The sequence below is a fragment of the Pontibacterium sinense genome (genome assembly GCF_015209595.1).
GTDB classification, from domain to species: Bacteria; Pseudomonadota; Gammaproteobacteria; order Pseudomonadales; family Balneatricaceae; genus Pontibacterium; species Pontibacterium sinense.
In genome coordinates, this window is sequence record NZ_JADEYS010000002.1 from 115,598 (window position 1) to 128,083 (window position 12,486).

General features: G+C 49.6%; 13 protein-coding genes. 7 read left to right on the forward strand and 6 right to left on the reverse strand.

Features of this window, described 5'->3' with window-relative positions:
• Positions 1-5: 5 nt before the first annotated feature.
• Positions 6-266, forward strand: a complete 261-nt coding sequence (locus IOQ59_RS02760) for a glutaredoxin family protein (protein WP_228050645.1) — start codon at positions 6-8, stop codon at positions 264-266.
• A gap of 45 nt (positions 267-311) precedes the next feature.
• Here IOQ59_RS02760 and IOQ59_RS02765 read toward each other — a convergent pair whose 3' ends face one another.
• Both IOQ59_RS02765 and IOQ59_RS02770 read right to left on the reverse strand, forming a co-directional pair.
• Positions 312-1,103 carry a TatD family hydrolase gene (locus IOQ59_RS02765; protein WP_193951731.1) on the reverse strand — a complete coding sequence of 264 codons (792 nt, stop codon included), beginning with the start codon at positions 1,101-1,103 and terminating at the stop codon, positions 312-314.
• A gap of 71 nt (positions 1,104-1,174) precedes the next feature.
• Positions 1,175-3,127: a transglycosylase SLT domain-containing protein gene (locus IOQ59_RS02770; protein WP_193951732.1), complete on the reverse strand. Its 1,953-nt coding sequence runs from the start codon at positions 3,125-3,127 to the stop codon at positions 1,175-1,177.
• A 272-nt stretch (positions 3,128-3,399) separates the two neighbouring features.
• On the opposite strand from IOQ59_RS02770, the gene IOQ59_RS02775 reads away from it, so the two are divergent.
• Positions 3,400-5,304, forward strand: a complete 1,905-nt coding sequence (locus IOQ59_RS02775; protein ID WP_193951733.1) for an ATP-binding cassette domain-containing protein — start codon at positions 3,400-3,402, stop codon at positions 5,302-5,304.
• A 90-nt stretch (positions 5,305-5,394) separates the two neighbouring features.
• On the opposite strand, the gene IOQ59_RS02780 is transcribed toward IOQ59_RS02775, so the two are convergent.
• On the reverse strand, positions 5,395-5,841 hold the full coding sequence (locus tag IOQ59_RS02780) for a universal stress protein (protein WP_193951734.1): 447 nt from the start codon (positions 5,839-5,841) through the stop codon (positions 5,395-5,397).
• A 97-nt stretch (positions 5,842-5,938) separates the two neighbouring features.
• Between IOQ59_RS02780 and IOQ59_RS02785 the strand changes: the two genes are divergently transcribed.
• Positions 5,939-6,445, forward strand: coding sequence for a hypothetical protein (locus IOQ59_RS02785; protein WP_193951735.1), 507 nt, complete (start codon positions 5,939-5,941; stop codon positions 6,443-6,445).
• Positions 6,446-6,504: 59 nt separating this feature from the next.
• The gene (locus tag IOQ59_RS02790; RefSeq protein WP_193951736.1) at positions 6,505-6,735 is read left to right on the forward strand and encodes a DUF1653 domain-containing protein; all 231 of its coding nucleotides are present in this window, start codon (positions 6,505-6,507) and stop codon (positions 6,733-6,735) included.
• 2 nt (positions 6,736-6,737) lie between these two features.
• Here IOQ59_RS02790 and IOQ59_RS02795 read toward each other — a convergent pair whose 3' ends face one another.
• The gene (locus tag IOQ59_RS02795; protein ID WP_193951737.1) at positions 6,738-7,442 is read right to left on the reverse strand and encodes a DNA topoisomerase I; all 705 of its coding nucleotides are present in this window, start codon (positions 7,440-7,442) and stop codon (positions 6,738-6,740) included.
• 200 nt (positions 7,443-7,642) lie between these two features.
• Here IOQ59_RS02795 and topA point away from each other — a divergent pair, with 200 nt between their 5' ends.
• From topA to IOQ59_RS02810, 3 genes are read left to right on the forward strand one after another with little or no spacing between them, the layout of a single operon-like run.
• Entirely contained in the window at positions 7,643-10,306 is a 2,664-nt protein-coding gene (topA, locus tag IOQ59_RS02800) for a type I DNA topoisomerase (RefSeq protein WP_193951738.1), read from the forward strand.
• 25 nt (positions 10,307-10,331) lie between these two features.
• On the forward strand, positions 10,332-10,856 hold the full coding sequence (locus tag IOQ59_RS02805) for a DUF6586 family protein (RefSeq protein WP_193951739.1): 525 nt from the start codon (positions 10,332-10,334) through the stop codon (positions 10,854-10,856).
• Between the two features lie 4 nt (positions 10,857-10,860).
• A complete protein-coding gene (locus IOQ59_RS02810) occupies positions 10,861-11,130 on the forward strand; it encodes a hypothetical protein (protein ID WP_193951740.1) in 270 nt (89 codons plus the stop codon).
• Between the two features lie 141 nt (positions 11,131-11,271).
• Here the strand turns inward: IOQ59_RS02810 and IOQ59_RS02815 are convergent, their stop codons facing one another.
• Positions 11,272-11,730: a cell division inhibitor SulA gene (locus tag IOQ59_RS02815; protein ID WP_193951741.1), complete on the reverse strand. Its 459-nt coding sequence runs from the start codon at positions 11,728-11,730 to the stop codon at positions 11,272-11,274.
• Entirely contained in the window at positions 11,727-12,341 is a 615-nt protein-coding gene (gene lexA / locus IOQ59_RS02820) for a transcriptional repressor LexA (protein ID WP_228050646.1), read from the reverse strand. Before lexA ends, IOQ59_RS02815 begins: the two co-directional genes overlap by 4 nt.
• Between the last annotated feature and the right edge of the window lie 145 nt (positions 12,342-12,486).

The following is a 12,486-nucleotide window of genomic DNA, read 5'->3' on the forward strand; positions in this document are numbered from 1 at the left end:
TTTGAATGAGAGAGATGTTGCTAATGAGCACCTTGGGGTGCCATTTGTGTGATGTGGCAGCAGAAATACTGATCCACCATATGGATCCGGCGCGGTTTGTTGTGGATGTCGTTGATATCGCAGAAGACGATGCGTTGATGGAAAAGTACGCAGTACGCATCCCTGTATTAGTTGATGAAGTGTCGGGTCGGGAGCTGGGTTGGCCATTCGATCAGGCGCAGTTAGGCGAATTTATTGCCGGATTGCCTGCCGATATGGGTGAGTAGTGCTGGATGTTGAGATCGTTCCCGGCAGTGGCTACCGGGATTGCTTTAGAGATTAAAAAAACGCTGGGTGTTTGCCACTGTTTCTGCGCTGAGTTGCTCTTCTGGCTTATCCAGTAACGTAGCGACTTTTCGGGCAATGTGTGGCAGGTGATAAGGCTCATTGCGACGGGATTTAGGTTTGGGCTTGATATCTCTTGGCAATAAATAGGGCGCATCCGTTTCCAGCATCAGTCGTTCAGCAGGAATATCTTTTAATAGCGGATGAAGGTGGGTCCCACGACGTTCATCGCAAATCCATCCTGTAATGCCAATATGGAGATCCAGATCCAGGTACCCGTACAGGGCCTCTTTTTCTCCGGTAAAGCAGTGAGCTACCGCGTTGCTGATTTGGTCCCGATAGGACTTCAGCATCTCAAATTGTGTCTTAAAGGCGTCTCGTTCATGCAGAAAAAGGGGAAGCCCTGACTCAGCGGCAAGCTCTAGTTGCACTTCAAATGCTTTGATCTGTTGTTCGGGCGTAGAAAAGTTTCGATTGAAGTCTAACCCGGTTTCTCCCACCGCGACAACGCAAGGCTCTTTATACAGATCTCGCAGAGTGTCTGCGGTGGCTGTCGTAAAGCTTTTCGCGTCATGTGGATGCACGCCGGCAGTACAGTAAAGTAAGTCGCTATATTGCTGACAAAGCTTAACCGCTTGCTCACTTCCATCGATGGCGGTCCCTGTGACCACCATTTTTCCGACACCCTGATCAACTGCCCGTTTAAGCACGGCCTCTATATCGTTTCGAAAAGAGGAATCGGTCAGATTAAGGCCGATATCGATCCATTGCGTTTGCATCAGTGACAAATCCGGTTGCTGGCTAAAGTCGGGCGGGATTATACGGAGGCCAGCAGAAGCTGGCCACACCGCTACAGGGATTTGGGTTTTTCGGGTTTAGCGTTCAGCGCGAGTAGCTTTTCTTCATGCTCGCTGAGTAAACTGCCGTTTCTGCCAGACATTCGGTCATAAATCACCCGAAAAGCCAGCACGTTTTGAACATAGCGACGCGTTTCTTTAAACGGAATTGTTTCAATCCAGATATCGAGCGGTAGGTGGCCGCGGTCATTGAGCCATTTTTTTACCCGATGCGGACCTGCGTTATATGCGGCAGTTGCATAGGCTTTGTTGTTGCCAAAAAGATTATACATCTCTCCCAGATAGGCGGTCCCTAAGGCGATGTTTATCTGTGGTTGGTTTAGCTGACTCAGACGCTTATAGGAAATTTTGTGTTTCTTAGCAGTCAGTTTGGCGGTGCCTGGCATTAATTGCATCAGGCCGCGGGCACCAGCATGAGAACGGGCGTTTTTGAGAAACGCACTTTCCTGACGTGCGATCGCGAGTGGCCATGTCAGGTCGATCTTGCGCAGCTCTGCGTTTTGCTCGAACAGTTGTTTATGAGGGGCGGGGAAGCGAATCATCAGTTCATCCCATTCTCGGGTTGAGATCGCTGCGTTGATGGCCCGGTTGTGCCAGCCCCAGCTCAGTGCAAGATAGCCTGCCATCAATTTCTGATCTTTGGTCAGGTTTTTTTCTACACGTCGCCATTCACGGTTCGCATCTACAATGCGATTCAACAGGAACAGTTCTCGTGCCCGAATGAGGCCGGGAATTGATTCCAGTTTCACCAATGCAGGTTTTTGCAGTGGAATGGTTTGTTTGTTGAGTGCGAAGGGTTGGTTGTTCAGCTCCGCAGCAAGAAACCCATAAAAGCTGCGTTCTTGTGACAGTGTGCTCAGAGGCTGCTTTAGCGGAGCCTTTAGACTGAGTTGACGATTGGCAACCGTATTCCAGTAAAGCCAGCGATCAGACTTTTGTTTGGCGTCAGGCAGCTGAAGGATGTACCGATTAACAGACTTCCAGTCTTGCTTACTAAGAGCGACCCGGATACGCCATTCAGTAACCTCCTCAATTTTGAAGAAGGGATCCAGTTTCTGAATCAGAGGTTCGGCCTTCGCATCGAAGTTTGCCGCCAAGCGCAGCGCGAGCGTGCGGTTGAGTTTATCGACGTAACTTTGTTCAGTTTTGGCGAGGGTCTTGCGTTGTTTTAGCCATGAATTGGTGGCTGCAACGCGATCTCTACGTGACCAGCTTTTATAAGCGTATTGGAGTGTCACTGCCCGCGCTTCGCCAGACAGTTGCTTTGTCGTCAGTGTGTCAGCGAGATCAGGTGATTGGCGAATCTTCCAGAACAGTTCAATTTGCTTTTTTTGAGCAGGATCGGTTACTGAGCGTTCGATGTAGCGAGCGAGCGTAACGTTACCCTTGCCAGCAGCCATCCAGAAACGGGTTGACGCCATATCGGATGTTGGTTGCCCTGTTTTTTTCCATGCGTCAAACAATGGGTTGCAGTCGTCTTTCTGAGAGTGTCCAACGAGCCATAACGTTTTTGCCGCTTTTAGTGCTGCTTTCTTCTCGCCGCTGTTCAGGCGGGCTACCTGTAAACGGCAGCTATACAGGTCGTTGTATACCGGTTTTTGGGCGTAGGCAGTTTTATAGTCCGCCCAGCGTTTGTTCTTGAATAAGTGTGACAACCACGCGCGATTTAAACGATAGGCCAAAGGGGTATCTGAATACTGTTTGGTAAACGCAGTGATTTGGCCTTGATTGGTTTTACCCAACTGTTTTCGGAGTAGTTCGAACTCCAGGTAGGGGTAAAGCGGGTAATCGGCCAGCACGCCTTTTTGTTGGTCAAGAGTGGTGAGCGTGCCCATCTCTATGAGCTTGTGACTGGCTAAGAACTGGGTGCGTTGCTGATCGATCGTAACAGCCTGGCTTGTCTGACTGGTGACAAGCAGGGAGAGGCACAGAGCCAATGTTCGCATTAGGGCTTCCTTATGCTGCAGTGTGGTCCGCATGACGTATTGAGTATAACCACATCCGGATATATTGCGGTGTAATCCGGCACTCCTGATATCTAACCCGCTGATTGCCCAGCCAGTCCTTAGTGTTTGCTCAGCCGGAATAGTTCAGATGATGGGCTAAGTCTGTATATCTTTATACGGCAGTGGGGCTATGTTTTTAAATCATTTTTTCACTGAATGAGTGTATTTCAAGTAGAATATGCGCTCTTAAGAAAAGTAGACCAGAGAGTACTATGCCCCTTATTCGTCTCGATAAAGTTTCTGTAGCCTTCGGCGCAAAACCGCTAATGGATCAAATCGACTTTCAGATTGATCCTGGCGAGCGTGTGGCGTTGGTTGGATTGAACGGCGCAGGCAAATCTACATTGCTGAAAGTCATTGGTGGCCATCAGAGTACGGATAGTGGTGAATTCTGGTGTGACCCGGCATGCCGGATTGCTGAATTGCCACAGGCAATGCCTGCTGCAGATGAGCGTACAGTACGACAGGTCGTCAGTGAAGGACTGGCTGATGTTGTTCGTTTGCGTGAAGCATACGATGAGCTGGCGTCGCAGGCTGATGGCGCGGATCTCGCGAAACTGGAAGTGTTGCAGCATCAGATTGAAGCTAGAGACGGCTGGCATCTGGAGCAGCGTGTTCAGAAAATACTGGAACGTCTGGACCTGCCAGGCGACAAGTTAATGTCTCAGCTGTCCGGTGGTTGGCGTCGTCGTGCTGCGCTGGGCGCTGCGCTGGTTCAGGAGCCTCAGCTGCTTTTGCTGGATGAGCCAACCAACCATCTGGACATCGAAACCATCGAGTGGCTTGAGCAGCAATTGATGTCCTTTACCGGCGGTTTGTTGTTTATTTCCCATGACCGCGCATTGGTTGAGAAGTTATCGACACGTATCGTTGAGTTGGACCGTGGTCAGCTCACTTCATTCCCCGGCTCTTATACCACTTACCTCGTGCAAAAAGAGAAGTTGCTGGAGGAAGAGGAGCGCCACAATGCCTTGTTTGATAAACGGTTAGCGCAAGAGGAAACTTGGATTCGTCAGGGTATCAAGGCGCGCCGTACCCGTAATGAGGGCCGTGTGCGTGCGCTCAAAGCGATGCGCAACGAGCGTTCCGATCGACGTAATCGTCAGGGCAAAGCAAACTTTAACCTTGAAGAGGCAAAGAAGAGCGGCAAGATTGTTGCTGAGCTGACGGGGGTGTCGCATGCATATGATGGTCGCAGTCTAATTTCTAATCTGGATTTCATGCTGCAACGTGGGGACCGTGTTGGATTGATCGGACCGAACGGCGCGGGTAAAAGTACGTTGCTCAATATTTTGTTGGGCAAGCTTGAGCCTGAGAATGGAACGGTGCGTGTTGGTACGAATCTGAAGGTTGCCTATTTCGATCAGTTGCGTAGCCAGCTTGATATGGAAAAAAGTGTGATGGATAACATCGCACAAGGCCGTGAAAGCATAGAGCTGAATGGGCGTCAGCGACATCTGATCAGCTATTTGGGTGATTTCTTGTTTGCGCCTGAGCGTGCTCGAACGCCGGTTAAGGCATTGTCTGGTGGTGAATGTAACCGTGTCATGCTGGCTAAATTGTTTAGTCAGCCTGCCAATATTCTGGTGCTCGATGAGCCAACCAACGACCTGGATATTGAAACACTGGAGTTGTTAGAAGAGATTTTGCTTGATTTCGATGGCACCGTCCTGCTCGTGAGTCATGACCGGTCTTTCCTCGACAACGTTGTCACCAGCACGTTGGCATTTGAAGGTCAGGGCTATGTGCGTGAGTATGTTGGTGGTTACAACGATTGGTTGCGTCAGCGACCGGAGCAGACAGCCCTTACGAAGGGGAAATCCCAGGCCAAAGCTGTAGACAGCAAACCTGAAGCAGTGGCTACGCCAGAACCGGCAGCGAAAAACAAGAAGAAGCTCAGTTACAAATTGCAGCGGGAGCTTGATGGTCTGCCAGCACTAATGGAAGCGGCTGAGCAGGCTCTGGAATCGTTGCAAGAGGAGACGGCTGCCGCGGATTTCTATCAGCAGGACCATCAAGTGGTGACTGATAAGCTTGCGGCCTTGCAGGCGCAAGAGCAAAAAGTTGAAGAGCTGATGGAGCGTTGGGTCGAACTGGAAGCGATGCAGGAAGACTGAATCATTCCACCGGTCCCTGTAGCTGGGGAGCAAATTTGATAGTAATACGGGAGGCAAAGCCTCCCGTATTATGAAATGAAGCGGAAAGCGTTACTCTTTTTCTGCGTCCTTCACGCGGACTGCCAGCACATCACAGTTCGCTCCGTGTAATACACTATTCGCGGTGGAGCCGAGCAGCAGGGCTAAGCCGTGGCGCCCATGGCTACCAACGATGATCAGGTCGATCTCTTTCTCTTGGGCAAGTCGGTGGATTTCGGTTTCTGTGTGTCCTGTAATAACCAGTTGCTGTGCCACAGGATAATCCAGTCTTTCAGAGTACTTTTGCAGACGGCTGTGAGCGTGATCATCTAACTGTTCCTGAATGGTGGTCAGATCCATCGGCACGTCGCCACCGTAGGCGAAACTCAGCGGTTCAATTACATGTAAAAGATAGAGCTCTGCCGAGTTAGCAGATGCGATATCCCGTGCTTTGTCGATCAGCTGATCGCATTCAGCAGAGAGGTCTAGTGCAAGAAGAATTTTTCCATACAGGCTCATTGTCGCATTCCTTCTGTTTGGCTCACTTAGAGAGTAGCATAGGGCCCGCCGCTAGGGTGGCAGAGACCTTGATCACCATCAACAACGGAGAGTTTTCATGAAGTGGGCAATCATCATTCTGGTTATGCTATCACTGCTTGGTTCAATTATGTGGGTTATGCCAACACCTCGGCAGCGTTTTCAAGCCGAGTTACGTGCAAAAGCAAAGCCTTTGGGATTTCAGGTCCAGATGGTGAGGTTGACCGCACCTCGAGCAAAAGGGGAAACCGAGGAGGGTCAGTCTTCTGTTATGGCTTACCGGTTGCCACGTTTGAATGTTGATAAAAAAACAGCAAATACCATTGTTCCTTGGCATGCATTTAGGGTCGAATCAATTGCGAATACTGGGCTGCCGGAAGGGTGGAGCTGGGGGTTCGGTGAAAATGTCCTCAGTGATGAAGCGTTGGCATTGCTAAAAGATATGATCGATATATTGCCCGCGGGTGTGTCATCAATCGAATCTACTCCAATTCACGCGACTGTGCATTGGGATGAAAATGGCAGCATTGAAGATCTGGAACTGATAAAAGGGCAGTTGGATCGTATTTTGGAAGCCAGAATCTGATCTCTGAGCTGCATGGCGCCTCGCCAGGTGTCTCTCAACGCAATTTAATAGGAATCAAAATGACGCAAAATTACTTACCTGAACCCGGCCGATATAAGCATTACAAAGGCTCAGAGTACGAAGTGCTGCATTGCGCGCGTCATTCTGAAACGGAGGAGTGGCTTGTCGTCTACAGACAGTGTTATGGCGATGAGGGTATCTGGGTGCGGCCGCTAGCCATGTTCTGCGAGCAGGTGATCCTGGATAGTGGTGAGAAAGTCGAACGTTTTAAGGCGATAGACGTCAACTAGCGTCACATCAACTTATCAATACTGTCAGCCAGGGTGCCGCGTCCGTGATTGCGCTTTGGCTGAATCTTCTCAATTTCATGGTTGACCTTTTCTAGCCGGGCTTGCCTGTCCTGATGGGAAATTGCGCCTTTCAACAGAATAGCTTTCGCGTGTTTATAGTGAGACAGCGCAGTGTTTTTGTCACCTTGTAAAAGCAGGTTGTTTCCCTGAGTCAAATGAGCGTCGGCAACGACGGTGACTTTCAGTAAATGAAGGTCTCGGCGATAGCTTTTTGCGAGTGCTGGACTAATCTTTCCAGCATATGCCATCTGTAAAACGAGCTTTTCGACAAAATTTATATAAATTTGCACGCGTTTGAGTGCGCGGTCGCTGTCGAGTATTTGGTTTGCTGGCAGAGACTGGTCAGCGTCCTCTTTTAGCTGGGTCATCGATGCCAGCAGATCAGAGTCAGGGGCGAGCATTGCAATCTCATCGTACATCGCCATCGCATGAACGTTGAGTTTGTCGATGATCTCAGGGTTGCAGTCGATTTCACGCAGAACTTTCAGGGAGGTGAAAACGGTCTCAGACTGCTGTCTAAGCCAGTTTAGACGGTGCTCCTTGGCTTCGGCTTGCTGCTCACGAGTCGAGATCAGATAGTTGACTGTGATGGCAACTATACCGACGACGCAGATTAAAATGACATACAGCAAATTGTCTTGAAGCATAGAAATATTCTTATGAACCAGCCGTTATAAATTGTTGTAAAAATCAGCCGAATTGTCCCTTTAATATGGGGTTCGGTAAAGTGTATTAGCCTAATTAAACGAACGAAAAAACGAATTCTTTCTTGACCGAACCATTTTCAGTACTTATATAATGCACCGAAATTAAGTTTATAGCCGTTCGCCCGAAGGATCATACCCGTATGGGAAAGTCTCTGGTAATAGTCGAGTCACCAGCCAAAGCCAAGACCATTAATAAATATCTTGGTAATCAGTACGTTGTTAAATCAAGTGTAGGTCATATTCGAGACCTGCCGACGAGTGGCAGCGGCCCTAAAAGCGATCCAAAAGAACGCGCGCGTCAGGCAGCGTTAACCCGGAAGATGAATCCGGATGAGAAAGCTATCTATAAAAAGCGTAAAGCAAAGGCGCAGTTAATTACCCGAATGGGTGTTGATCCCGAAAATGATTGGGAAGCGGCTTACGATATTCTGCCCGGAAAAGAAAAGGTCGTAGATGAGTTACGCCGCTTGGCAAAGTCTGCTGATCAGATCTATCTCGCGACCGATTTGGACCGCGAGGGGGAAGCGATAGCATGGCATTTGCGTGAAGCCATTGGTGGCGATGAAACGCGATACAGTCGCGTGGTATTCAATGAGATAACCAAGAAAGCGATCCAGAACGCCTTTGAAGCGCCGTCAGCGCTCGATATGGATCGTGTGAATGCCCAGCAGGCGCGTCGCTTCCTCGACCGTGTGGTGGGTTATATGGTGTCTCCGCTGCTATGGGAAAAAATTGCACGTGGTCTGTCTGCCGGTCGTGTGCAGTCTGTTGCTGTACGTTTGGTCGTCGAGCGTGAGCGAGAGATTCGGGCGTTTATTCCGGAAGAGTTCTGGGAAATGCATGCCGATACCGCGACGGATGCGGGAGAGGCGCTGCGCCTTCAGGTCGCAAAAGTAGGTGGTAAAGAATTCCGACCGGGATCTGAAGCCGAAACCACAGCGCACCTGAACACATTGAAGGCAAGTGCTTTCAGTGTCTTGAAGCGCGAGGATCGCCCGACAACCAGCAAGCCGTCTGCGCCGTTTATTACTTCTACGCTACAGCAGGCAGCAAGTACCCGAATGGGGTTTGGCGTTAAGAAAACGATGATGCTGGCTCAGCGCCTCTATGAGGCGGGTTACATCACCTATATGCGTACGGACTCCACCAACTTGAGTGGCGAAGCCGTTGAGGCATGTCGCGGTTATATTCAGAAGCACTACGGCGATGATTATCTGCCGGGTGAGGCAATTCGTTACTCCAGCAAGGAGGGGGCGCAGGAAGCGCACGAGGCCATTCGACCTTCCGATGTAACGGTGCCTCCAACATCGCTGACAGGTATGGATCGTGATGCTGAACGCCTGTATGACCTCATTCGTTGCCAGTTTATTGCGTGTCAGATGACACCTGCGCAGTACACCAGCTCACGTATTATCGTAACGGCGGGTGACTTTGAGCTGCGAACTAAGGGGCGTATTTTGCGCTTTGATGGTTACACGCGCGTACTGGCTGCCCGTGGTAAGGGCGATGAAGATGTGATCTTGCCGGATGTGAAGGCAGGTGAAACGCTGATCCTGTCTGAATTGACACCGAAGCAGCATTTCACTAAGCCAACTGCTCGCTTTACCGAAGCAAGCCTGGTTAAAGAGCTTGAAAAGCGTGGGATTGGTCGTCCGTCAACTTACGCATCTATTATTTCCACCATTCAGGATCGTGGTTACGTCGAAGTGCAGAACCGTCGTTTTTATGCGCAAAAAATGGGTGACATTGTTACCGAGCGTCTGACGGAAAACTTCACCGACCTGATGGACTATAGCTTTACTGCGCGCATGGAAGAGTCATTGGATGACATCGCCAGCGGAAGCGCAGATTGGAAAGAGCTGCTGGGGCGTTTCTACGAAGGCTTTGTTCGCCGACTGGATGAAGCGCAGAGTGCCGAAGGCGGGATGCGTCCGAATGACCCAACTGACACCGATATTGAGTGCCCGGATTGTGGTCGTAACATGATGATCCGTACAGGTAGTACTGGTGTGTTCCTTGGGTGTTCTGGATATAGTCTGCCACCGAAAGAACGTTGTAAGTGCACGATCAATCTGGTGCCTGGGGATGAGGTTGTTAGCGTTGATGGCGATGAGGAAGAAGAGTCCCGCATTCTGCGAAACAAGCATCGCTGCAAGTTGTGTGATGCAGCGATGGACTCTTACCTGATTGATGCGAGCCGTAAGTTGCATGTTTGCGGTAATAATCCCGACTGTTCAGGTTTTGAGGTTGAGGGCGGTGAATTCCGCTTGAAAGGTTATGATGGCCCAAGTATCGAATGCGACAAGTGTGGCAATGAGATGCAGCTCAAGACAGGTCGTTTCGGTAAGTTCTTTGGCTGTACGAACTCAGAGTGTAAGAATACCCGCAAACTGCTGAAGAGCGGTGAACCTGCGCCACCTAAAATGGACCCAGTGCCTATGCCTGAGTTGCAGTGTGAAAAGGTAGAAGACACCTACATTCTGCGAGATGGCGCCAGTGGTTTGTTCCTGGCTGCGAGTCAGTTCCCTAAAAATCGTGAAACACGTGCACCAAAAGTGTCCGAGATCATTCCTCATCAGAGTGAGATTGATCCAAAATATAGCTTCCTGTTTTCAGCGCCTGTGAAGGATGCTGAGGGTAATCCGGCAATTATTCGATATAGCCGTAAAACCAAAGAGCAGTACGTAATGAGTGAGGTGGAAAGTAAAGCCACTGGCTGGAAGGCATATTACGTCGACGGTAAATGGGTTGAGGAACAGCCTAAGCCGAAGAAAGCTGCGAAGAAAACCACGAAGAAAAAGTAAACCTGTATAGGTTCAGGGGAAGTTGATGAGCGGTATCTATCTGGCACGGACTAACCAGAAACTGAATTTTTCACGTATTCATATTGAGGCGTTGAAAGAAGCGCAAGGTACAACGGGCTGGAGTAAGCATGCGCTGATCGAATCGTATAATGAATCAGTGCTTTTTCATCTGGCGTCAACGTATGATGCATTTTTGCGTGAAGTGGCAGAGCTGTACCGCTTTGATACCGAAACCTTTGTGGGTTACCGTGCCCTGATGGAGCAGTTTGAGAAGTCGGGTTTCGAAGGTGCGGAGCTTAACGAGCTAGGACAACTGGAAAAAGACCATACAAGTTGGTTGCACAAAATGTTGGCAGCCTATGAGGCTTGTTGGCACGGCAGCGATAAGCGTGTACCGGTAACGGAGACGAGCAGTGTGTCTGAGATACACGTGGTGCAGGTAAATCCTGATCACGCTGAGGACGGTCAGATTATCGTTGAGTATGAAGGTTGGTTGAACGAAATGCGGGCGTTGATTGAGCGGTTGCGTAACGGTATGCAGGAGTGGTAAGTCAGTGTCATTAGTGGATGAAAAGCTGGAAACGTTGCTAGAGATTGTCGAGCTGGAAAACGGAGATCTGGCAATTCGTCGAGCTGAAGATGAAGAGAGTGAGCCGTTGATGGTGGTTGGATTCTCTGACGAGCTGCGCGAGACGCTGGAAGAAAAGTGTATCGAGGTTGGCCGGATGATGCTGACTGCAGGTATTCATATGGTTGCTGAGTCAGGTCACAACTTATCACCGGTTAATGAGCCGGTTGTTGAGACTTTACCGACAATTCACTAATTTTATTCATTCTAAAAAAATACCGTCCTTATTCTGGGCGTCGGTAGGCGTTCGGGATGGGCGGTTTTTCGTTTAATCCTGTCAACAGATCCCTCTGTTTGTGTTCACGTTCCGTGTGAGTGCTGTCGTTTCATGTGTCGTTTAGGCGTTTTGGCGTCCGCGAATTACAATGCCGTGGCTTGAGCCAGTGCGGGCAGCGTCTTCGAGTCCATTCAATTCATCTTCGGATAAATATCCAGGCCAGGTGATGACTGCGTGGCAGGTGCCTGCTTTTAATGCCTGGCATGAGAGTTCGTATACTGAATGGTTGTCATCAGGTTTGAGCAGAATGACCTTGCTCAGGTCTATTCCTGCATCGGCAAGTAGCGCCTTGGGCAAAACAATGGGAGGAGCGACCCAGACAAACCAGCGGTCATCCCTGCTTAGTTGTGCCAGCAAGGGCATGAGCATGGGCATGTTGCTGAGTTCATCATCTCGCATAATGATCTCAGTTACCTTGCCGGAAGCTTGTTTGCTCCTAATGAGCGCCGCAGAAGCTTGATTTGACGTGGTTAGGCTTGGGCGAATCAGTTTAGGGGTTGCGGTCTGATAGCTAATCATAAGTCATTACCTCTGCGTATTACGCCAACGCTCAGTCCCTCTATTGCCAAGCTCTGTTCGCGAAGGTCGACCTCAATCGGGTCGAATTCCTCGTTCTCGGCAATCAGGTACACCATATGTCCTTCCTGCTTAAAGCGCTTTACCGTTACTTCATCATCGATACGTGCAACGACGATCTGTCCATCGTTTACTTGTTGGCACTGATGTACCGCAAGTAGGTCGCCATCCATAATGCCGATATTTTTCATGCTCGTGCCACGTACACGGAGCAGATAATCGGCTTTAGGGTGGAAGAAGTCTGATGAAATCGTGCAGTGGTCTTCGATATGTTCCTGCGCAAGAATGGGAGAGCCTGCGGCTACCTGGCCAATGACAGGCAGTCCAAGGTCCTTTTCTTCTTCCATGACAGGTACGCGAATACCGCGAGACGTACCGGGTATGATCTCAATGGCACCTTTACGGGCCAGGGCTTTCATGTGTTCTTCAGCCGCGTTAGCAGACTTAAAGCCCAGCTCTCGCGCAATATCAGCACGCGTCGGCGGGTAACCGGTTGTTACGATGTAGTGCTTGATGCAGTCCAGAACTTCCGTTTGTCTTTTTGTCAGCTTCATAATCGTATCTGTTTTTTTATACAGTACATGTGATTATATACAGTATCGGAGTTCTGTAAAGCAACTTCTGTTTATATATCCAGTATTTTGATAACATTGCGCAAAACTTGGTTGGACGACGGCGTTGCTCGATAAAAAACTAAAA